23 protein-coding genes and 1 tRNA gene are annotated in these 22,724 nt (G+C 42.9%); 17 read left to right on the top strand and 7 right to left on the bottom strand.

Annotated elements, in window-relative coordinates; genetic code table 11:
* The 8 genes from GL182_RS23495 to GL182_RS23530 all read left to right on the top strand — a co-directional run.
* Positions 1–367: hypothetical protein (locus GL182_RS23495; RefSeq protein WP_205603723.1), on the top strand; the 367-nt coding region annotated here is incomplete at its 5' end.
* A gap of 107 nt (positions 368–474) precedes the next feature.
* Positions 475–1,650 (top strand): group II intron reverse transcriptase/maturase, encoded by a 1,176-nt coding sequence (gene ltrA / locus GL182_RS23500; protein ID WP_262889365.1) that lies wholly within the window; start codon positions 475–477, stop codon positions 1,648–1,650.
* A gap of 163 nt (positions 1,651–1,813) precedes the next feature.
* Positions 1,814–2,881: a hypothetical protein gene (locus GL182_RS23505; protein WP_205603724.1), complete on the top strand. Its 1,068-nt coding sequence runs from the start codon at positions 1,814–1,816 to the stop codon at positions 2,879–2,881.
* Positions 2,882–3,052: 171 nt separating this feature from the next.
* Positions 3,053–3,817 carry a type I methionyl aminopeptidase gene (gene map / locus GL182_RS23510; protein WP_163382412.1) on the top strand — a complete coding sequence of 255 codons (765 nt, stop codon included), beginning with the start codon at positions 3,053–3,055 and terminating at the stop codon, positions 3,815–3,817.
* 264 nt (positions 3,818–4,081) lie between these two features.
* Positions 4,082–4,174, top strand: a complete 93-nt coding sequence (locus tag GL182_RS24365; RefSeq protein WP_240469945.1) for a type II toxin-antitoxin system HigB family toxin — start codon at positions 4,082–4,084, stop codon at positions 4,172–4,174.
* 11 nt (positions 4,175–4,185) lie between these two features.
* Positions 4,186–4,572: a type II toxin-antitoxin system HigA family antitoxin gene (locus GL182_RS23520; RefSeq protein WP_163382414.1), complete on the top strand. Its 387-nt coding sequence runs from the start codon at positions 4,186–4,188 to the stop codon at positions 4,570–4,572.
* Positions 4,573–4,871: 299 nt separating this feature from the next.
* The gene (locus GL182_RS23525) at positions 4,872–5,396 is read left to right on the top strand and encodes a TetR/AcrR family transcriptional regulator (protein WP_163382416.1); all 525 of its coding nucleotides are present in this window, start codon (positions 4,872–4,874) and stop codon (positions 5,394–5,396) included.
* 423 nt (positions 5,397–5,819) lie between these two features.
* Entirely contained in the window at positions 5,820–6,716 is an 897-nt protein-coding gene (locus GL182_RS23530; RefSeq protein ID WP_163382418.1) for an SDR family NAD(P)-dependent oxidoreductase, read from the top strand.
* A gap of 186 nt (positions 6,717–6,902) precedes the next feature.
* On the opposite strand, the gene GL182_RS23535 is transcribed toward GL182_RS23530, so the two are convergent.
* From GL182_RS23535 to GL182_RS23545, 3 genes are all read right to left on the bottom strand, one after another.
* Positions 6,903–6,976, bottom strand: a tRNA-Ala gene (locus tag GL182_RS23535).
* Between the two features lie 42 nt (positions 6,977–7,018).
* On the bottom strand, positions 7,019–7,639 hold the full coding sequence (gene recR / locus GL182_RS23540) for a recombination mediator RecR (protein WP_163382420.1): 621 nt from the start codon (positions 7,637–7,639) through the stop codon (positions 7,019–7,021).
* 11 nt (positions 7,640–7,650) lie between these two features.
* Positions 7,651–7,938 (bottom strand): ATP-dependent Clp protease adaptor ClpS, encoded by a 288-nt coding sequence (locus GL182_RS23545; RefSeq protein WP_163382422.1) that lies wholly within the window; start codon positions 7,936–7,938, stop codon positions 7,651–7,653.
* 53 nt (positions 7,939–7,991) lie between these two features.
* Between GL182_RS23545 and GL182_RS23550 the strand changes: the two genes are divergently transcribed.
* Positions 7,992–9,437: a sodium:solute symporter gene (locus GL182_RS23550; protein WP_163382424.1), complete on the top strand. Its 1,446-nt coding sequence runs from the start codon at positions 7,992–7,994 to the stop codon at positions 9,435–9,437.
* Positions 9,438–9,459: 22 nt separating this feature from the next.
* Here GL182_RS23550 and GL182_RS23555 read toward each other — a convergent pair whose 3' ends face one another.
* The 3 genes from GL182_RS23555 to GL182_RS23565 form a co-directional block, all read right to left on the bottom strand.
* Positions 9,460–10,149, bottom strand: a complete 690-nt coding sequence (locus tag GL182_RS23555; protein ID WP_163382426.1) for a sugar transferase — start codon at positions 10,147–10,149, stop codon at positions 9,460–9,462.
* Positions 10,150–10,476: 327 nt separating this feature from the next.
* The gene (locus tag GL182_RS23560; RefSeq protein WP_163382428.1) at positions 10,477–10,815 is read right to left on the bottom strand and encodes an MGMT family protein; all 339 of its coding nucleotides are present in this window, start codon (positions 10,813–10,815) and stop codon (positions 10,477–10,479) included.
* A complete protein-coding gene (locus GL182_RS23565; protein ID WP_240469946.1) occupies positions 10,808–11,686 on the bottom strand; it encodes a mechanosensitive ion channel family protein in 879 nt (292 codons plus the stop codon). The genes GL182_RS23560 and GL182_RS23565 overlap by 8 nt, the downstream gene beginning before the upstream one ends.
* Positions 11,687–11,768: 82 nt before the next feature.
* Here GL182_RS23565 and GL182_RS23570 point away from each other — a divergent pair, with 82 nt between their 5' ends.
* The 7 genes from GL182_RS23570 to GL182_RS23600 all read left to right on the top strand — a co-directional run bounded on the left by GL182_RS23570 (position 11,769) and on the right by GL182_RS23600 (position 20,136).
* On the top strand, positions 11,769–12,449 hold the full coding sequence (locus GL182_RS23570; protein WP_163382430.1) for an SDR family NAD(P)-dependent oxidoreductase: 681 nt from the start codon (positions 11,769–11,771) through the stop codon (positions 12,447–12,449).
* A gap of 29 nt (positions 12,450–12,478) precedes the next feature.
* Entirely contained in the window at positions 12,479–13,159 is a 681-nt protein-coding gene (locus tag GL182_RS23575) for a head GIN domain-containing protein (protein ID WP_163382432.1), read from the top strand.
* 455 nt (positions 13,160–13,614) lie between these two features.
* Positions 13,615–16,062 (top strand): bifunctional aspartate kinase/homoserine dehydrogenase I, encoded by a 2,448-nt coding sequence (gene thrA, locus GL182_RS23580; protein ID WP_163382434.1) that lies wholly within the window; start codon positions 13,615–13,617, stop codon positions 16,060–16,062.
* Between the two features lies 1 nt (position 16,063).
* Positions 16,064–17,008 (top strand): homoserine kinase, encoded by a 945-nt coding sequence (locus GL182_RS23585; RefSeq protein WP_163382436.1) that lies wholly within the window; start codon positions 16,064–16,066, stop codon positions 17,006–17,008.
* 28 nt (positions 17,009–17,036) lie between these two features.
* Entirely contained in the window at positions 17,037–18,332 is a 1,296-nt protein-coding gene (gene thrC, locus GL182_RS23590) for a threonine synthase (protein ID WP_163382438.1), read from the top strand.
* Positions 18,333–18,493: 161 nt separating this feature from the next.
* A complete protein-coding gene (locus tag GL182_RS23595; RefSeq protein ID WP_163382440.1) occupies positions 18,494–19,408 on the top strand; it encodes an aminotransferase class IV in 915 nt (304 codons plus the stop codon).
* Positions 19,405–20,136 (top strand): sulfotransferase family protein, encoded by a 732-nt coding sequence (locus GL182_RS23600; protein WP_205603725.1) that lies wholly within the window; start codon positions 19,405–19,407, stop codon positions 20,134–20,136. The genes GL182_RS23595 and GL182_RS23600 overlap by 4 nt, the downstream gene beginning before the upstream one ends.
* Before the next feature lie 159 nt (positions 20,137–20,295).
* Here GL182_RS23600 and GL182_RS23605 read toward each other — a convergent pair whose 3' ends face one another.
* Entirely contained in the window at positions 20,296–21,312 is a 1,017-nt protein-coding gene (locus tag GL182_RS23605) for a polysaccharide deacetylase family protein (protein WP_240469947.1), read from the bottom strand.
* Positions 21,313–21,563: 251 nt separating this feature from the next.
* Between GL182_RS23605 and GL182_RS23610 the strand changes: the two genes are divergently transcribed.
* A complete protein-coding gene (locus tag GL182_RS23610) occupies positions 21,564–22,610 on the top strand; it encodes a hypothetical protein (protein ID WP_163382442.1) in 1,047 nt (348 codons plus the stop codon).
* Positions 22,611–22,724: the final 114 nt, after the last annotated feature.

A 22,724-nucleotide genomic window follows, 5' to 3' on the forward strand; every position in this document is an offset into this window, starting at 1 on the left:
TAGGTCCGGACCTGCTTCAGTAAACTGGCACAGTTTGGACCGGAATCACTGGCACGCAAAAACCGGAATGGGTGGCACAAGACGAACCGTTATATCCACAAGTGAACCAATGATGAAGCCCCGAAAGGGCAAGATGGAGAGAAAAGCGGGTGGGTACGTTTGCACCCGCGACCAAGCACAACGGAAACCGGATTTACTGGTTGTGTCTCTCCCGGGGTTAAGTTGGCAGGACATCAAGACAGGCGGTACATTGGAACAAGTGAAATCATTGTCGTGCTGTAAAACCGTAAAAGGGGAAGCAGCCACCGTAGGTTGCGGTGAGACAATGGTGGCAGACCGAATCGTAGTAGCGATAAAGGTGCTGTAATGGCATCGGAGCGAAGGGTTCGGCATGTTTGTGTTTTTATAGGCCCTACAACCGGAAACGGGATGATAGACTACTATGAGACAAAGTCGCAACCGATCACCAAAGTGATGGTATGGCAGGCTTACAAGAAAGTACGAAAGAACAAAGGCAGTTCCGGCGTGGACGGAATGACCTGGGCATTGCTTGAGAGCGATCTGTCCGGTCATTTGTACAAACTTTGGAACCGTTTGAGTTCAGGAAGTTACTTTCCACAGCCTGTCAAAGCTGTACTGATACCGAAGAAAGGGGGAGGGAGTAGGCCACTTGGCATACCCACCCTTCTGGATCGCATCGCGCAGCAAGTGGTTAAGCACCACTTAGAAAAGCAGATGGAGCCGTTGTTTCATGATGCCTCGTTTGGGTACCGTCCCGGACGAAGTGCTCATGATGCAGTAGCCCAAAGTCACCGGAATTGTTTCAACCACGACTTTGCCATAGACCTGGACATCAAAGGCTACTTCGATAATATCGACCATGACCTTATGATGCAGGCATTGGGGCATTACTGCAATGACAAGTGGGTGCAACTGTACGTATCGCGTTGGCTCAAAGCGGACGTGATGCAAGAGATGAAAATTCGCAAGCGCTTAAACGGCACACCACAGGGAGGAGTGATCAGTCCACTTTTGGCTAATCTTTTTCTTCACGTGGTATTCGACAAATGGATGGATAAATTTCATCCAGAAAAGCCATTTGAGCGATATGCGGATGACATCGTGGTGCACTGCAAAACAGAAAAGCAGGCTCAATTTATGCTACGGGTCATAGACCAACGTATGCGGACTTGTAAACTGACTTTACATCCTGACAAAACCAAGATTGTGAACCTGCGAGGTCACTCGGAGAATAGTTATCCTAGAAAGTACGACTTTTTGGGATTTAGTATACGACCGGTGATGCGCGAAGTGAAAGGTGGGCGTAGGTTGTTACCCGGCATCTTTGTGAGCAATAATGCGAAGAAGGCCATCCGGGAGAAGTTCAAGGAACTGGAGATTCACAAGCGCAGGATTTCCGTAAAGGAGCTTGCAAAAAAGTTGAACCCAATAATTCGTGGACTAATGAACTACTACCACAAATTTTGGCTGGCGGGAATGCGCCCTGTATGGAATGGCCTAAACCATCGACTACTCAAATGGGTAAAATGGGAAAAGGGCTTGTACAAATATGCGTCAGTTCGCTGGCTCAAGAAGCAGTTCAAGCAACATCCCGGCCTTTTCGAGCATTGGAAATTGGTCCAACCATGAATATACCTATATTCACAGTGACAAAAACATGAAGAGCCGTGTGAAGGGAGACTTTCACGCACGGTTCTGTGGGAAGGCAAGGGTGAAATTCCCTTGCCTGACCCGATTGTGAGTAATTTAAATGAACGACAAAAATCACATACCAATAATAATCGGAAACTGTTTGCCTTTCAGAATAATTGAAAGAGAAACGGATGAATGGAATGCGACATTAGAAGAAATTAATAGTCGAGAATACGATTATGTAAAACTCAATCGAATGTCAACCTTCATTGACATTGGAATAGCTCCTTTTTCATTAGGTATTGGTTTTGATGGAAGCTTGGTTTTACCTGCAACGGAAGATTACAGGACAAAAGAAAGTGCACTTGAAAAATTTAATCAAACACTAGGTATTCTCTTGCTTGGGGGAATTTATTCAGAGTCTGTTCAACCCGACAATATTTCATATGGGACGCTATTTTTTGATGGGTATATTAAAATTCACGGAGGCAGTAGTGGATTGGTTGCGGGATTTCATAAGTCAATCCGTTCAAAACTTGTTGGTACACTTGATTCTATCAAATTATTAGAACCTAAGTCGATTAAGACAAGTGAAATTGAAAGTGCTTATAAAATCGGAAAAAGTATAATTGAAAATCTCCCAAATTTATCAGCTAATATGTTACTCGATGGAACTTCTCATTACGTCAGGAGTCAATGGTCAGAGAGTTTAATATTTCTGTGGACTTCAATTGAACAACTGATAAATCAAATATGGGAGCAAGAAATTATTAAAAGTGAAATTGAAGGTGTAATAGAGGGCAGAACAGACTTTCTAAAAGACTATCGTACTTGGACTACTTCTACTAGAATTGAAACATTGTTTCAAAAAGGGTTTATTCCATTCGGAGTTTATAAATTCTTAAACCTCGCAAGAAAAACAAGGAACGACTTCATTCACAACGGAAAACCTCTGACTAAAGAAAAAGTTGAAAATGCCTTAATTGGTCTATTCCAAGTTGTTTCTTTGATAATTAGCGATTACAAATCAACTGATAAGTTGGACGAAACACTAGAGGTTATCAGACAAAACCAAAGAGGAGGATTGTTTCCTAAAAAGACTAAACTCGAAAAAAATGAAGTAACTCATTGGCTTGAAACTCCACCTATTCCAGGAGATAGTCATTGGGGTAAAAAAGAATATGAAATTATTGAAGAATTAGTTCTTAAACCAATTAGAAAAGAATGAAAACTACTCACAACAAAGCATATAGCTTATGGCGGGTAGTCGGCTACCAGCAAGGCTTTAGCTCCGTAGCAAGCTTTGGTTTCGGGGGACAGAAAAGTGCTTCGAAACCGCCACAAGCCATATGCAAAACGTTATCGGTCAGGCTAGAATGACAAACCAACAAAGAATAACATGTCAATAACAAAAGAATCAGAACTAATAGGAATGAAAAAGGTAAGTGATGTAGTTGCTTACACTTTAAAAGCAATGAAAAATTATGCTCGACCAGGTATATCAACCAAGCAACTTGACGACTATGGAGCAGAGATATTGAAAGATTTTGGTGCAAATTCAGCACCTCACAAAACATACAAATTTCCGGGTTGGACTTGCATAAGTGTAGACAATGAATTTTGCCACGGAATACCTTCAACGAACAGAATATTAAAAGAAGCTGACCTCATAAATATTGATGTTTCGGCAGAACTTGACGGTTTTTGGTCAGACAATGGCGCTTCGTTTGTTCTCGGAGACGACAAATACGGACATCAAAAACTAGTGGAAGCTTCTAAAGAAATTCTGAAAAAAGCCGTGTCAAATATCAAAGGTGGTATTAAAGTATCAGACATTGGACTTCTAATAGAAACAGAAGCAAAAAGACGTGGTTACAAGGTGATTAAAAACCTCACAGGACACGGAATAGGTAGAAGTCTGCACGAAGAACCATCTGAAATAGCAAATTTTAAAGACCGATTTAATCTGTCTCGATTTAAGAAAAACTCTGTGGTAGCTATTGAGACTTTTATATCTACACACTCAAACTATGCAGTATCTTTGAATGATGGATGGACAATGGTTGGAAATAAAGGCGGTTATATGGCTCAACACGAACATACAATTGTAGTGACAGACAACAAACCAATTATACTGACTGAAAAGAATGAAATTTGGAATTGAAAATTAAAAACAGCCCGAACCGCTAAAAGCATATTTAACTTATACCGGGGAAATTGGTAAATTCAAGGTTGGTGCTTTTAAGTAAATTTGGTGCAGGCGGACAGGAAAGTGCTTTGAAAACCGCCACAAGTAATGTATGCGGGAAGTTACCAACCTTGGTTCAAACTGGCTGAGGACCAATGATGTAAAACAATCCTATGCAAATGCCAGCATATTGAAAGACAGTAGGATTGTTTTAAGATAAAGGGAAATTCTTTCAGGCTGGTGGCAAAATTCAATTTTGAGAAACGGTGGGTTTTCATTCTGTTCATCGGGACTCATAGTGAATATGACAGGATTGATGCAGATACGATTTAATTGAAAAGCAAATGGAACTAATACCAATAAAATCAGCAACAGATTATCAAAAAGCACTTGAAAGGCTTGGGAGTATTTTCGATGCCTCTAAAGGTACATCGGAAAGTGATGAAGCGGATATTATTGGATTAATGGTGGATGATTATGAAAAGAAACATTATCTGATCGATTCCCCCGATCCCATTGAAGCCATAAAAATAAGGATGGAAGAGCTGCAATTAAAACAAAAGGATCTGGGAAATGAGATCGGTGGAAAAAGCAGGGTTTCTGAAATACTCGATAAGAAAAGGAAATTAACTGTAGAAATGATAAGGAATTTAACCGAAAAGCTAAATCTTTCACCTGGGGTATTGATTACAGATTATCCAGATAAAGGTACGGTTGGCAACAACGGTTAAAGCAAATGCGGCAGGCCAATCGAAAATGGCATTTTTGAGTACCTTTATAAATCGAAATTAAGAGATCAATTTCGTTTTCCAACCCCGCACGTCAATGCTATTAAGTTAAGAAAAAAATGGCCTCAGGAGATAAAATAAGTTGTGGGTAGCCTTGAAGGCACTGGACAGGATTCCATAATGCCATTCCAGCCCTTGCACCTAGCAACATGGGATTGGCGGCAAATAAAATAGCGAATTCAATAAAAATGTAATTGAATTCAATTTTTTTCGTTAAATTACTGACTGAACGGTCAGTCAGTATGCTTAAAAGAGAAAAAATAATAGTATCAGCCTTGCATCTATTTGCAAAAAATGGTTTTTCAGAAACCTCTGTAGATGCTATTGCAAAACACGCCAATGTATCGAAAGGATTAACCTATAGTCATTTTAAAAACAAAGAGGATTTATTAAGGGTCGTTATTGAAAGTACAATAACCGAAATGACTGCGAAAATGATGCAAATTGAAGATCATTCTATTTCATCATTGCTGCAAAATTTGAAAACAAGCCTAATAAAAGATAAGGAGATTATACGTTTGTCAATTCTTTTGCTAATTCATCCACAGACACCCGCTTCAGTAACAGCAATGCTAAATAAGCAAAAATTAGAATTGATCGAATTACTCTCATCACTTTTGGAAGTTAAATTCAATGACAAAGCAAGAATTGAATCCGAATTGCTTCTCGCAACAATTGATGGAATAACCATGGATTATGTATTGAATCCTGATATAGAAAATTTTGAGGATAAAATAGATCATATAATAAATAGGTATGAATCATGAGATCAATAATCATAAAGGGATGTACGAAGGTGGTGAATACGGAGGAAGCCTATTTACTGTCTGTACGGAAGGTGTCTTCAGGCTGGCGTAGCCTGCTCCGCAGTCATTCGGGAAACCCTATTCGAGCTCGATTATCCCTATAACAAAAACATTGAAAATCATGTGAATCAATCTTAAACCGGTACTGATAGCAAGGCATGCTGACGGGTTTGAATGCCGTGTGGAACCCTTGTATAGCTCAACATAAATGAACCGTTGAGCATGTGCCGGGAATTTGCGGAGATGGTTTTTTCCTTTTATTTTTAAAGCACTAGATAGTAAAAGTAGCTGTTTTTAAGTGGGTTATTTGTCCGAACTCCGGGCCTGGTTCATGTGGGTACTTTGGCTTTTACCCTATGGGATGATGGATCTAGCGTAAGCAAAATGATTCAAGCCAACTGCACAGTAAAAATACGTATGATGAGGTTTGAAAAGGTATGTCTGATAACTGGTGGGAATTCTGGAATTGGCAAGCAAGCTGCCATTCAATTGGCTAAAATTGGGTTTCATGTCATAATCGGTGTCAGGAATCTGGAACGAGGAGAAGTTGCAGACATTAGAGAGAAATCGGGTAAAGATGACGTTGAATTATTACAGATTGATTTGTCATCAAAGAAATCAATAATAGATGCCTCACATGAACTAAACAATCGCGTAGTGAAGCTGGATGTCCTCATTCATAATGCAGCGGACTTTGATATTTCACGTAAGCAACCTGAAAAATCGGTCGATGGCATGGAGTCTATTTGGGCAACCAACCACATTGGCCCGGTATTGCTGACTGATTTGCTTTTGGATTTGATTAAGAAAAGTGAGCAAGGCAGAATCATTACAATTGCTTCACAGGGCTTGGTTATGCATCCAACAATGACAGTAGATTTGGATGATCCAGAATTTAAAAATAGAAAATTTAGCGTGTCCAATGCGTATTATCAATCAAAACTTGCCCAGGTAATGTATACCTATTGGCTAGCGGATCAGTTAAAAGATACAAACGTTACCGTAAACGGCATTCGAGTAACCAATGTGAAGGTAGATATAAGCCGGTATCCAAATATTTCGGGATTGATGAAATTGCTTTACTCCATAAAAAGTAAATTCTCCATCTCCCCTGAAAATATGGCGAGAACCTATACTTACTTAGCAAGTTCTACAGATTTAAGTAAAACGACTGGAAAATACTTCAATGAGAAAAATAAACCAGTTACTTCATCTGCCTACAGTATGAAAAAAGAAAATATTGATGCAGTCATGGAATTAACGATGAAGTACCTTAATTAAATCAACGCGTTCCGTTCAGCAAACCATCCATATAGTTTTGACGGTCTTCTGTAATTAGTGAAGAATTAAGTTCTTTCTTCAACATTCTGATCAGCAAAAGGGGTGTTTTTTTCGATATGCTATCGGGAATGGCAAAAAAAAGCCCCGCAACTGAGACAGATACAGGGCTTTGTAAATTGCATAAAGTGGAGGATAACGGATTCGAACCGATGACCTCTACACTGCCAGTGTAGCGCTCTAGCCAACTGAGCTAATCCCCCGAATGGGAGTGCAAATATATGTAGGGAATTCTATTCCCCAAATTATTCCGCAGAATATTTTATTCGGGAAAGGATACTGCGGCCCAGGGTGATTTCGTCTGTATACTCCAATTCACTGCCAACAGGTATCCCCCTGGCAATGGTGCTCACTTTGATTCCCCGGTCCTTGAGCTTTCTGGTGATAAAAAAAGAGGTGGTATCTCCTTCCATGGTAGCCGGAAGGGCCAGTATGACCTCCACTACTGCCTGACCCGATGGGGGGCTTTCAATTCTTTTCATCAGAGAGGCAATGTTGATTTCATCAGGTCCTATGCCCTGTATGGGTGAAATCACCCCACCGAGAATATGGTACAGTCCGGCGTATTGGTTGGTATTTTCTATGGCCAGTACATCAGGAAGATCCTCCACCACACAGATCAGGCTTTTATCCCGTTTGATCCCTTCACAAATACTACATACAGCCTTATCTGATACATTGTGACAAATGGAGCAGTACTGGATGTCATGTCGAAGTTTGATAAGGGCATCTGTCAGCGCAGTGGTGACCGGTTCTTTTTGCTTGAGCAGATGTAGGGTTAACCTGAGGGCTGTTTTTTTACCTATGCCAGGCAGTCGGCTGATTTCAGCAACAGCATCCTCAATAAGTTTGGAAGAGAAATTCACCAAAGGAGAATTTAAACGATGGTAGCCTGAATCCCTGCATCAAGGATGGATTCACACATGGGCTTTAACTTGCTGATGCTGCCTTTTTTTACAGAGCATTTGCCTTTGTAATGAATGATCATCGTACATTGTTCTGCTTGCTCCTGGCTATGTTTACAAACCTTGATCAGGATCTTGGTGACGTGATCAAAAGTGTTGAAATCATCATTGAAAACAACCAGATCATGCTCCTCCTTATCTACCAGCTCATCAAGTAGTAATTCTTCTTCTGTTTCCACTAAATGTTCTAAAGGTTTCATTTTGCAAAGTTAATAATTAATCACAACTTTATCGGCCTTTAGCCTCAGTCAATATGGATTCAAATTTAGTACTAATTGTTATAACGTCCTATTTTTTGCTGTTGTTCCTTATTTCCTGGCTTACTTCCAGAAAATTGACTGCAGACACATTTTTTACCGGTGACCGGCAATCTCCCTGGTTTTTGGTAGCCTTTGGTATGATTGGAGCATCCTTATCCGGGGTGACTTTTATCTCAGTACCTGGCGAGGTAGGGAATAGTAACTTTTATTATTTTCAGCTGGTGCTGGGCTACACGGTGGGTTATACGGTGATCGCAAAGGTACTGTTGCCCCTTTACTACCGGCTAAACCTGGTTTCCATTTATGCCTACCTGGAGGGCAGGTTTGGTTTCTGGTCATATAAGACCGGTGCTTTCTTTTTTATTCTTTCCAGAACTCTGGGTTCTTCCATCAGGGTTTTTCTGGTAGCCGGGGTCTTGCAGCTGATCCTGTTCGATCGCTGGGGCATTCCCTTTTGGGGTTCGGTATTGATTACCGTCAGCCTGATTTGGTTGTATACCTTTCGGGGGGGGATAAAAACAGTGGTATGGACCGATACCCTGCAAACCTTTTTCATGTTACTGGCGGTGGTGGTCAGTATAATCCTGGTGGCAAAGGAACTGGGATTAACCGGTTTGGGGGATTTGATGGTTATTGTTTCTGAGCAGCCTTATTCCAGGGTTTTTGACTGGGACTGGAAGTCGGGCACCAATTTTTTCAAGCAGTTTTTTTCCGGGGCATTTATTGTCATCGTGATGACCGGTTTGGACCAGGACATGATGCAAAAAAACCTGACCTGCAGAAACCTTAAGGATGCCCAGAAAAACATGTTTTGGTTTACCAATATCCTGGTTGTTGTCAACCTGGTCTTTATGGCCCTGGGAGTTTTGCTGTACCTGTATGCGGCAGAAAACCAAATCTCCATTCCGGAGCGAACGGATGACTTGTACCCGCTTTTGGCCACCTCCTATTTTTCCACCTTTGTGGGACTGGTTTTTGTGCTGGGCATCACTGCAGCGGCATACAGCAGCGCAGACTCTACGTTAACGGCTCTTACGACATCTTTTTGTTATGATTTTCTGGAAATCGATAAGAGATATTCCAAAAAGGAAGCAGTAAGCATGAGGAAAAAGGTGCACCTGGGATTCACCTTTATCATGTTTTTGGTCATCCTGGTATTCCGGTGGATCAACGATCAAAGTGTAATCAATGCGGTTTTCACCATTGCAGGTTATACCTATGGCCCTTTGCTGGGATTGTACTCCTTTGGCTTGTTTACCAAATTCCAGGTCAGGGATAAGTGGGTGCCGGTGATGGCTATTTTGGCCCCTTTGATTTCTTTTGTGCTTTCCCTACAATCCGAAAAGTGGCTGGGAGGTTATCAATTTGGGTTTGAATTACTGATATTAAATGGGCTTTTGATGTTTCTGGGTTTGCTGATCGCCAGGAAAAAGCAGTAAACATTTCCAATCAATAGGTTTTTCAATAGGCTTTGTCCTTGTCCATAAGCAAAGATACTATGGTCCAGAAAATGATCTTTAAATCCAGGAGCGGAGACCAGTTGTTGACATAAAAGATATCCAGCTTACACCTGGAATAAATGTCATAAAAGTCTTTGGTTTCTCCCCTGAAGCCCTTGGCCTGCGCAAGGCCCGTAATGCCGGGCTTTACCGTATGCCTGAACATGAAATTATCAATTTCTTCTGAAAACTTGTAATTCATGGGAACAGCATGTGGTCGGGGACCCACTATGGACATGTTGCCCTTGATGACATTAAAAAACTGAGGCAATTCATCCAAACTGGATTTTCTCAAAAATTTTCCGATCCAGGTGACCCTTGGATCATCTTTGGTTGCCTGTTGCACATCGGCCTTTTCATTTACGTACATGGTCCTGAATTTGAAACAGTAAAAAGGAACATTGTCCTTACCATGCCTGAGTTGTTGGAAAAATATGGGACCTTTGGAAGTAGCTTTTATCAACAGACCAATGATGGGGAAAAGCCAGGAAAAAACAAAAATCACCAGGCCTATGCTGATGGATAAATCAAATGCCCGCTTTACTACCAACTGAGATTCGTCAAAAAATACAACAGGAAAAGATTTGAAGAAACTCCTCTTGGTATTGATGTTTTTTAATGCTGGTTTTCTCTCCGTAATTGTAGAGGCCATAATATTTTCAGATTAAAATAATTGAATGTAAGATGTTCCCCTAACCATTATCGTGCCATAATACCAATCATGTAATTTTGTATTTTTAAAAATGTATTTCAAATGTAGAATAAAGGCTTTTAATTTCCTAATTTTTATTCTTAGTAATTGTATTTAATAACATAAAAAGCTTATTTTTTAACAAATGATTAATTTTTTGGCAGATCACATAAATATTTGGTAATTTTTAATCTTTTTCTGTCAGAAATAAAAAGATGACCGTTTGTAAAATTTTTTCCCAAAATAATGAGAAAGGCAGTTTCCAGCCAAAAGTTACCGGTCTCCGGTTTATATCTGGAGGTTTTGGCAGGGATCCCAGAAATGTTTTTCAAAATCCTGAACCCGGTCATTGACTACTTTTACACCTTCCTCTTCCAGCAGCTGCTGCATCCGGTTGTTGTCAGCAAAGTGAAATTTTCCTGTCAGCAGCCCTTGCCTGTTGACTACTCTGTGGGCAGGGATGTTTTTGTGCTGATGGGCAGCATTCATGGCCCACCCGACCATTCTGGCACTCCCTTTACTGCCAAGGTAGCTTGCGATGGCACCGTAGGTACTTACCCTGCCTTCAGGTATCAGCCTGACTACCTGGTATACCAGATCAAAAAAGTTCGTTTTTTCTTCATTCATGCCCCAAATCAATGATACTTTGGTTGATGCTTCTCCTTATTTTCTTTTCCAGTTCCTTAGAAGTGGTGTTAAGTTGGACCTGGAGTTTCATTTTCACTGTATCTTTATGGATTTCCAGTGCTTTCAGGCTCATACTTTGTAATTTTATTTCCTTTCCAAAAGGTTTGATGGCTTTCTTAAGCTTTTGTTCCGTCTGGTCTACATTTAAACCCGCCTGGTTTTTGACTTCAAACTCAAAAGTGAGCCTTCGTACACTTTGCCTGCTGTGGTTGATTACGTGAGAAGCGAGGATCAGGCTATTGGGTACCATGACCAGGTCGCTGTCATCGTTGATCAATACTACATTGAGTAGGGTAATGTCCTGGATTTTTCCTTTGTGCTCTGCCACCTGAATGAAATCCCCAAGTGTGATCTGGTCAGAAAACATGATGATCAGACCATTGATCATATTGGTGATATAATCCTTAGACAATAAGGCAATGGCTGCCGCTACCAGGGTGATGCTTCCCAGAAATTCAAAGGGTTTGATCTGGAAAAAGATCATGATAGCAAAAAGAAAGACAATCACATTTAGCAGGCTGGCGATGTGATTGATGCCCAAAACAAAATTGCTGTGCAGGGAATCCGATTTCTTTTTTCTCAGGTAAAACCGAACCAAAAACAAGCGGGCAAGTGAAATCAACACACTTCCTGCCAGCAGAAGAGATAGGGCATCCATCAAAGGGATCAGCCGGGTAAGCAAGGGCTCCTTTTCCCATTCCAGAAATTCCCGCAGAAATACCAGAATCAGATAGGTGATGACTTTTAGGACAAAAAGAATTCGCTTTCTTTTCTCCGTAGCTTCTATTTTGCTTTTTCCCAATTCCACCATGTTTCTTAAAAATAAATCTTAATTTTATGTTTTTGCATTTGCCATGCAAAAGTATCGGATTGTAACCAAACTAAATAATAGCATGAATAGAAATATTATCATCACCGGTAGTGCAGGGAATCTGGGTCGAGCAGTAGTGACCAAATTCAAGCGGGAAGGTTTTAAGGTCATTGCCATTATAGCACCTGAGAGTGGAGATGAGGTGGAAGATGCAGATGATGTATACCAGGTGGATGTTACCGATGAGTACGCTGTGCAGGAATTTAGTAAAGAATATCAGGTACAATATGGGGAGCTGGAATGTATGGCATTACTTGTAGGAGGCTTTGGTATGGGAGGCATAGAAGATACCAGCACCCGTGACCTGGATAAAATGATTCGCCTGAATTTTTTCAGTGCCTTTAACATGGTGAAATTTTTCCTTCCCCTGATGAAAAAGGCCAACAACGGAACCTTTCTTTTTGTAGGAGCCAAACCGGCCCTGCAACCTAATGAAGGTAAAGATGTTCTGGCATATGCTTTGAGTAAAGGATTGGTGATAGACCTGGCTGAGTTCACTGCCAATGAAACAGCAGATATCAAAGTCCGTTCTCATGTATTTGTTCCCAGCATCATCGATACTCCCCAAAACAGGGAGGCCATGCCGGATGCGGATCACGGTCAATGGGTAAAACCATCTGAAATAGCAGAGGCCATGCACTATGCGGCCAGCAATGCCTCGCTAAGAAACATGACCTTTAAACTATACGGAGGCGTATATTAAATCAAACACCCTTTAATCCAGCTATTGATATGAGAAATTTGTGCTTAACCTTTAGTTTACTGTTATCCTTTTCCCTGGTACGGGCCCAGACTTCCTCCGAAACCAGAACATTGAAAGCTTTTGATCAGGTGGTAGTGAGTCATTCCATCGAGGCGGAGTTTGTTCGTGGGGATCAGCATGAAATAGAAATTACGGCTTCCGGAATCGGATTGGAAGAAATCCTTACCAATGTAAACAAGAGAAAGCTTGAAATCAAAATCTCAGGGTCCAATCCCAAATCCAGCTCGGTGAAGGTGAAGGTAACCTATACCAAACTGGAGGTGGTGGAAGTAGAGACTGCTGCCAGGGCTTTTATCCAGGATCCTCTCGAAAGCAAATCCATTAGCTTGTCTGTTGCTACCAATGCCTACCTGGAGGCAGGTGTAAAAGCCGGAGAATTGAACCTGGATGCAAAAACCAATTCCAAAATGTATGTCAAAGGAAGTGCAGATCACCTGAACTACAATGCCTTTACCAATGCAGAGATCGATGGGGAAGACCTCGTGGTCAAGCATGCGGAAGTAAGGACCAATACCAATGCCTATGGTACTTTCGAAGTGTTGGAATCACTGAAGGGTACCGCAGCGACAAGAGGAAGGATCAAATACAAGGGAGATCCCAATGTGGTGGATATCAAAGAAAGCATTGGTGGAGTGATTGAGAAATTCTGAGCAGTACTGATTTTTTCTCCAGGAGCCTGCCTTGTCTGATAAAAACCTTTATTCAGGCACTGGAGAAAACCTCATCAGGCACCGGTCGGTCAGGAGGGACACAGGTGCAGGATAGATAATAAATAGCTCCCTTTCCAGCAGCCCATTCCTGGTTTGGCAATCAGGATTTTATCTGCAGCCAGCCGGGTATTTCTAATCAAAAAAACTTGTGATATATAAAATTTGTCCTTAGAATTGTCCCTTCAAATAAAGAAGCATGGTTTTCGCAGTAAAAATTATTTCAAATCTTTCAAAAACCGGATTTATCCGGGATGCAACCTGCAACGTATTTTTTAGCGGCAACACAACTACCACTTTCACCACGGGGTAATCCCGTGTTTTGATTCATATTGCCTCAATACCAACAGGTCTTCTGCAGACCTTAATGATTACATTTTAACCGATAATAATTAGCAATGAAAATATTAAAATTCGGAGGTTCGTCAATCGCTGATTTGGAAAGAATAAAAAATGTTCTCTCCATAGTAAAGAATGCTGCTCAAAAAGATGATATAGCGGTAGTTTTTTCAGCTTTTGGTGGGGTAACAGAGGATTTATTGAAATGTGCAGCACTGGCCAGGCAGAATGATCCTGAATACCAGCCGCTTTTGCTTTCCATGGAAAAGCGACACCTGCAATTGGTCAAAAACCTGATACCCGTGCAAAAGCAATCAGCTGTGCTGACCTATGTGAAGATCAGGTTCAATGAACTGGAAGATTTGTATCATGGCATATACCTGATCAAGGAATTTTCCCCCCGGACTTCTGATTATGTGGTCAGTTTTGGAGAGCGCATATCTGCCTTTATCATGGCGGAAGCCCTCAAGGAGACTGATCTGAACACGCATTATGTGGATGCCAGGGATCTGATCCGCACCAATGACCGGTTTGGAAATGCCAGGGTAGTTTTCCCTACGACCAATCAATTGATCTACGATTATTACAGCAAAAACAAAGGGCTCCTGGTGATTACAGGTTTTATTGCTTCCACTGATAAGGGAGAGACCACCACCCTGGGAAGAAGCGGATCCGATTATACGGCTGCCATTTTTGCAGCTGCCCTAAAAGCTGATGCTTTGGAAATCTGGACGGACGTATCAGGTGTCATGACTGCCGATCCCAAATTGGTGTATTCGGCCATCACCATCCCTCAGCTCAGCTATAGCGAAGCCATGGAGCTTTCCCATTTTGGTGCCAAAGTAGTTTTCCCAGCTACCATGCAACCTGCCATGAAAAGGAAGGTGCCCATCTATATAAAGAATACTTTCGAACCTGAGGAAGAAGGCACCCTTATTTGTGAAACATCAGAGACAAACAAACTGATCAAGGGGATTTCATCACTGAGCCATATCTCCCTGCTCAATGTGCAGGGTTCAGGTCTGGTGGAAGTAGTAGGGGTAAGCAGCAGGGTGTTCGGGACACTGGCCCAGTCGCTGATCAACGTGGTGCTGATCAGCCAGGCATCCTCTGAGCACAGTATCTGTATCGCCATCAAAAGTGAAGATGCCGAAGTGGCCAGAGAAGTATTGGAGAAGGAATTTCACTATGAAATTCTGGCCGGGGAAATGGACAAGGTACAGATCATGCCCAATATGGCCGTAATAGCCGTGGTAGGGGAAAACATGAAACACTATCCAGGTGCCAGTGGTAGGTTGTTTCAGGCTTTGGGCCGGAACAATATCAATGTTTCAGCCATCGCTCAGGGAAGCTCCGAGTTAAATATTTCTGCGGTCATCAAACAGTCTGACCTGCAAAAAGGTCTGAATGCGCTGCATGAAGCATTCTTCTTGTCAGACAACAAGGTACTGCATGTGTTTTTGGTGGGGGTAGGCCTCATAGGTAAGACGCTGATAAAAATGATTCAGAGCCAATTGAATAAATTGCAGGAGGAGTACATGCTGGACATCAAAATTCATGGCCTGGCCAATTCCAGGTTTATGGCTTTTGACGAGGACGGTTTTGATTTGTCCACTGTTCCCGTGCCTTCAGAAAAGGACCTACCGATGAACCTTCCTGTTTTTCTGAACACCATGAACAGCATGAACTTTTCCAACTCTGTTTTGGTGGATTGTACGGCCAGCCAGGAAGTGGCCGATACCTACGCCAGGGTGTTGGAATCTAAAGTGGCCATAGTCACCCCAAATAAAAAAGCCAATTCAGGTTCACTGGAAAAATACAAGTCACTCAAAAAACTTTCCGGGCAGCGCAATATCAAGTTTTTTTATGAGACCAATGTGGCGGCAGGTTTGCCGGTCATCAATACCCTTCAGGACCTGATTTTGAGTGGAGACAAAGTTCTCAAGATAGAGGGGGTATTGAGTGGGTCAATGAATTATATTTTCAGTGAATTGAGTAAGGGAATTCCTTTCAGCCAGGTAGTGGCTCAGGCCAAGGAAAAGGGCTACACCGAGCCTGATCCCCGCGATGACCTCAGTGGTATGGATGTGGCCAGAAAAATATTGATTTTAGGCCGGGAAGCCGAGCAGGATTTGCATTTTGAAGATGTTTCGGTACAAAGTATGGTGCCGGAAGATTGTGCCCATATCGAGTCTGTGGGGGAGTTTTTGGAAAAACTGGAAGCGCATGACGGCCATTTTAAACAGCTGCTGGCGGAAGCCGATAAGAAGAAAGAGAAGCTCAGGTTCATGGCCGTTCTGGAAAACGGTAAAGCTACGGTAGGATTGAAGTCGGTGGATAGCAGTCATCCTTTTTATTCCCTGGTAGGAAGTGACAACATGATATTATTTACTACTGAAAGGTACCACGAATTTCCCATGATCATCAGGGGACCGGGGGCAGGAGCAGATGTCACCGCAGCGGGAGTTTTTGCAGATATCATCAGGCTAGGCAATTATTCAAGATAAGATGGAAAAGCAAAAAGTGACCGCCTTCGCCCCTGCTACCGTAGCCAATGTTTCTTGCGGCTTCGATATCCTGGGCTTTGCCGTGGAAGATTTAGGAGACAAAGTCAGTGTATCCCTCTCCGAAAAACCGGGGATTCGTGTCACCAAAATTGAAGGGGATAAGGGCAAATTACCCTATGAGGCGGAGAAAAACACCTGCAGTGTGGCCATCATGGCCATGATGAAAGAGCTGGATTTTAATGGAGGATTGGAGATAGAATTGTATAAGGGACTGCCGTTGGGTAGCGGCATGGGTTCCAGTGCGGCCAGTGCTGTGGCGGCCTTGATGGCTACCAATACCTTGTTGGGTAATCCATTTGAAAAAAAGGACCTGCTGCCTTTTGCCATGGAGTCTGAGCGAATTGCCTGCGGGGCAGCCCATGCTGACAATGTGTCTCCGGCACTCTTGGGAGGATTCGTTTTGATCCGGGAATATCATCCCCTGGATGTGATTCCGCTTCATGTTCCCAGGGGATTGTACTGCACCCTGGTGCACCCCCATCTGGTACTTAACACCTATGATTCCAGAAGCGTATTGAGAAGAAATGTGTCCCTGCAGGATGCTACCACCCAATCGGGCAATATAGCAGGTTTGGTGGCAGGATTATTTCAGGAAGACATGGCCCTTATCAGCCGATCTCTGAATGATGTCATTGCAGAACCCTCCCGGTCGGTTTTGATTCCGGGATATGATGAGGTAAAGGAGGGCATCAAGCCTGCCGGTGCCCTGGGATGCGGCATCTCCGGATCCGGCCCCACCATTTTTATTCTGTCTCCATCCGAGGAGATAGCCTGGGAAGTCAGCCGGCTGGCCCAACAGGTTTTTGACAAAATGCAGCTTCCCATCGACCTTTATGTTTCTGCTATCAATACCCGGGGAGCCTATATTATCGAAGAGGAAATTTAACATTATTCACCGCCGGGAATCTTTTGCAATGAAATATTACAGTACCAATAACGCCAATCATAAGGTAGATATAAAGGAGGCAGTCATCAAAGGCCTGGCACCGGATCAGGGCTTGTATATGCCTGAAAACATACCTACTTTGCCTGCTGCTTTTTTTGACCGATTGCCTGGGCTGTCTTTTAGAGAAATGGGCTATGAAATCATCGGCGCTCTGTTTTCGGAAGACCTCAGTCCTGAACAAATTAAAGCACTGGTCGACCATACGCTGACCTTTGATGCCCCCCTGTTGCAGGTAGAAGAGGACGTTTACAGCCTGGAATTATTTCACGGGCCCACCCTGGCCTTCAAGGATTTTGGTGCCAGGTTCTGTTCTAAATTAATGAGCATGCTTCAGGACAAGCGGGAGATCAAAGTTTTGGTGGCTACCTCCGGGGATACGGGCAGTGCAGTGGCCAATGGTTTCTTTGGAGTAGACGGAGTGGAAGTCATCATTCTGTATCCTTCAGGCAAAGTAAGTCAATTGCAGGAAAAACAATTCACCACATTGGGAGGAAATATCCGGGCAATAGAGGTAGCAGGTGTATTTGATGATTGCCAGAAAATGGTCAAGCAGGCCTTTCTGGATCCGGAGTTGAACAACAAAATGCTTTTGACCTCTGCCAACTCAATCAATATTGCCAGGTGGATTCCGCAATGCCTCTATTATTTTTATGCCTATTCCCGTTTACCGGAAAAGGATAAAAAAATCGTATTTTCCGTACCTAGTGGAAATTTCGGCAATCTTGCGGCTGGTATCCTGGCGGAAAGGATGGGATTGCCCATCACTTATTTTGTAGCCGCTACCAATATCAATAAGGTGGTACCGGACTACCTGCAGGGAGAGGAATTTATGGCCAAACCTTCCCTTCAAACCATCAGCAACAGCATGGATGTAGGGAATCCAAGTAATTTCTATCGCCTGTTGGCACTTTTTGGCAATGATGAATCCAAGTTGAAGGAAAAAGTGAAGGGCTATTTTTATACCGATAACATGACCCGTGAGTCCATGCTGAAAGTAAAGTCCCAAACCGGTTATACCATGGATCCGCATGGAGCAGTAGCCTATCTGGGATTAAAGGATTTTATGAGTGCGCATCCAGGGACCTTTTCGGGGGTATTTCTGGAAACAGCTCATCCGGGGAAGTTCCGCCAGGTGGTGGAAGAAACCTTAGCCATTCAGCTGGATTTACCTGAGCGCTTACAGGCTTTTATGGAAAAGGAGAAAAAGGCGGAAAAAATGGAAAACGATTACCTTGAATTCAAGAAATATTTATTGACCATTTGACCGATTACAGCAAAGGGTTTTGAACCTTTATTTTACCTTCAGGGACTTAAAGCTGGTTTGGGCAGGTAGGTATAAAGCGGATTGATCTTTTTTTATCATATTTGTGAAAAGGTTCCTGTCGGGACTTTTTTTATGATACCAGACACTACAAATTTACATCTATGGTTAAGGGCACTCACCAGGCAAAGGAAGACAAAAGAAATCAATCGGTTAAAATATTTATCAATGGAGAGTTTCTTCCAAGAGAGGAAGCCAAAATATCTGTTTTTGACAGCGGGTACCTGGTAGGGGATGGGGTCTGGGAGGCTTTCCGCGTCCATGATGGGCGCATGATTTTTATTGATCTGCACCTGGACCGCTTGTGGCAATCGGCAAAAGTCGTTGGCATAACCATTCCCTTCAGTAGGGAAGTGTTGGTAGATAAAATCCGGAAGACACTTGCGATCAATGAGATGAAAGACCACATCCATGTCCGGGTGATGCTGACCCGAGGTATAAAAGCAACACCCTCTCAGGATCCCAGACTTACCATTTCAGGACCTAACCTGGTGATCATTGCTGAGCACAAAGAAGCGGCTGATGAAAGTAAAAACCAGGGAATCAGCTTGTTTACCAGCACCATCAGGAGAGGTTCTCCGGATTACCTGGACCCAAGGCTGAATTGCCACAGTAAACTTCACGAGGTTCAGGCCCTGATACAAGCCATAGAAGCCGGAGCCGATGAAGCCTTAATGTTGGATATTAACGGTTTTGTGGCTACTTGTAATGCCACCAATTTTTTCATGGTAAAAAACGGAGAGGTCTGGACGTCTACCGGCGAATACTGCATGAACGGCATCACCAGAGGAAACATCATCCGGGTTTGTGCGCAAAATAACATTACCTGTCACCAAAAGAATTTTTCTTTATTTGATGTTTATGGAGCGGATGAAGCGTTCGTTACCGGAACCTTTGGCGGGCTTACACCGGTCATAAAAATTGATGGCAAGCCTGTAGGACAGCCTGAAGCCGGACCTTTGACCAGGCAGCTGAGGAAGGGATATGAAAAGTTAATTGAAAAAGAGATCCAGTCATGAGGAGCCTGCAATACCCCAAAAGACTTTTCCTCTGGTCTGGCCCCAGAAATATTTCTACGGCCCTGATGTATGGTTTTGCCCAAAGAAAGGATACTGTGGTAGCGGACGAGCCTCTCTATGCCCATTACCTGAAGATATCGCCTGCCAAGCCCTATCACCCCGGAGCCAATGAAATCCTGGCCTGTATGGAGAATGAAGGGGAAAAAGTGGTTCAACAAATGCTTGGAAAATTCGAGCAGCCCATCGCCTTCTTTAAAAACATGACCCATCACCTGATTGGATTGGATTGGTCCTTTATGGAGGAAGGTGTCAATATTATCCTGACCCGGGAACCCAAAGAAATGCTGTTGTCATTCTCCAAAATCATAGAAAAGCCGGTCATGGAGGATATAGGCTATGCCATGCAATGGGAACTGCTTCAATACCTACAGTCCAATAATTATCCCTATGTGGTTTTGGATGCCAAAAAATTCCTGATGGATACAGCCGGCCAACTGCGTAAATTATGTGCGGCCTGTGGGATACCTTATGATCAAGGTATGCTCCAATGGACGGCCGGTCCCCTTCCGGAAGATGGGGTCTGGGCCAGGTATTGGTACCAAAATGTGCACAAGTCTACCGGATTTCAGCCTTATCAGGAAAAAAATGAAGCCATGCCTGAACATTTGCTACCCCTTTTGGCTACCTGTGAACCCCTGTATCAAAAGCTTTTGGCTTTTTCTATTTAAAGATCCAGTTATACCAGGGCAGGCAGATAGGACATTTAAATCAGACCAATTTTGCAGGTTTAGGGGGCAATTGCACTCATTTTCAGGTTACCTTGATTTATTTCATAAATTCATTGGTAAGCAGGAAGCTTGATACCTTATACGGGTTTAATGCTGTCATTAACGGGACTCCAGGCTACTCAGCTGTTTCCGTCTTTCATGCACTTCCCTCCAGGTGGTGAGGATGATGCCTTCTTTTTCCAGGAATTGTTGGAACCGGGGGTCCATCATGGCCAGCATATCGCCTTTCCTCAATGGGGCACTTGGGGTAATGATTTCAAAATGTGGGGTGGAATTCGTGCTGTGCAGGATGATTTGTGTGAGTCCCGGTTCGAGCATTTGAATGGCTTCAATAAATTTATCCGTCTTATACCTTTGGATTTTTTGGTCATCTCCTGCTATGTCCGGGCTTATTTTCCAACTGTAGCTGTCCGCATGCAGGTCATCCAGTACAGGAAGACCGGCATTCCATAGTTTTTCACCTATTTGTTGAAACTGTTCGATCCTTTCTTCCGGAGCATCGATTTCTTGTTGAATCCAGCTGGCATGACCACCGGGAAACATGACCGGAACCTGTTCTTCTATCCCAAGCTGTATGTATTTTTCCAAAAACGTTTCCGTCGCAAATAAGGTACCCATATGGGAGTCCATATGGGTAGGCTCCACGCCCATCTTTCTGAATTTCTCCAATTGAGCTTTGATCTCCTCATACAATTCCTCAGGATCAGCATGGTTGACCACCTCCGCTACAGAAGGCCAAAAGTACCCCTCTTCGTCCATCAGGCTGGCTCCCCCGCTAGTTCCGGTCAGGGGACTCCATCGGTACCCTTTCCATTCTGAAGTGAGTGTGAGGTGGACGCCCGCATCTGTAGCCGTGTTTTTTTTCAGGTATTGGAAATAATCCGGTACCCAGGCACAGGGCATCATGACAGAGGAAGAGTTGGCCATGCCTTCATCCATGGATAGGATGGTGCCCTCATTGGCTTCCCGGGACATCCCGGCATCATCTACATGGAGGATAAGTACCTTTCTGCCTTTTGGAAACCCAAGTTTTTCGGCATAGGTTTGACCATTTACTGGTACAGCCTGACATAGAGCCAGCAGGATGGGAAAGTAACAAAATATTTTGACCATCATTATCAGGGGGTGTTTCCCATGTAGTACCAGGATTTGTCCATTTGGACTAATCAACCTTAAATTTATGATGGAAATTGAGATTATTTCAGAAAGGTTGGGTTTCATACTTGCTTTGTGGTTTTTTAAAACATAATTTTGAATATTATTCCTTCCGCCCGGAAATTCAGGAGATAATGGAATGATTATCCGGGCCAGCTCATCGGTAATGTACCTGAGCCAGGTACATCCTCAAATTTGAAAATACTATAGCAATGGAAAACGACCAGCCTGTTGATGTTAATGTTACGCCCAAGGGATTGATTTACCTGCCAGAACCTGCCAAAGGATTAAAATTTGTCAGTGAAGGTACTATTGAGCCCCTGTTTTATGATCCGGAAAAGACCTCCGATGAAAACCTCAACTACAAGTTTTTGTTGCCCGCTCTGGAGAAAATAAAGGGGCAAGATTTCGACTTTGTGCTGGGTTTTGATCATGAATTGAAGCGAACCATTATCGGATACCCGAATGCTGAAGGGCGGTTTCTGGTTTTCAATGCCCATCAACAGGCTGCTTTGTTTGCCCATACTTTTTTGGCAGGCGAGGGATATCCGGTAATGGAGGAAGAAAAGACGAAAATTGTAATCAAAAGTATTGTCCTTTCTCAGCAAATTGATAAAATCATCACCAAAAACAATGGGGCTTACAAAGAATCCCATGCCGGATATGATGACCTTAAAGAAAAAATCATGAGCATGGATGATGATATCCGTGAATTCCTGGCTTTTGATGAGAAAAACCATGTCATCATGGATTTGGATAAGGACATCAACGTGGAAAAGCAGCTTGATTTGATCAATTCCCTGGTTAAAAAATTGAAAGGGGAGGAGAAAAGCCTGTTTGATTTTCATGTAGACCTTCAGATCCGGTATAAATTATATGGAGAGAAGTCCTTCAATATAAGCTCTGAGGGAGAGAATAAAAAAATATTTGATCGCTTCAGAAACAAGCCGCCCTCAGACGCGATGCATGAAGAATTGGTGAGCATATCGGACTACAAAAAGCAATTGTTTTTCAATAAACTGACTGGTAGGAAAAGTGAGCCCGAACTCAGACAAATGGATATGGTGCAACTGGAATACAGCAGCGGGCTTAAGATCAGTGTAGAGCTGACAGACGGGGGCGACAAGCTGTTTCTTCACCTGAGTGATTTTACTGATTGTTATAACAAAGAGTCTTACGCCACTTCAAGGAAAAATATCCACGACCGCTTGCTAAAAATTGTGGTTTCCTTAGGTAAGATGGTAATCGATGTCAATTGATAGAAAGTGATTGTAGCTTGAATGAACAGACCGACAATGGGTCGGCTTTTTCTCTTACTGTTGTTCATTTTTTGACTTTCCCGCAAGGAGAATAGCACATCAAATGACGCGCTA

The sequence above is a fragment of the Cyclobacterium sp. SYSU L10401 genome, assembly GCF_010993705.1.
Lineage (GTDB): Bacteria > Bacteroidota > Bacteroidia > Cytophagales > Cyclobacteriaceae > Cyclobacterium.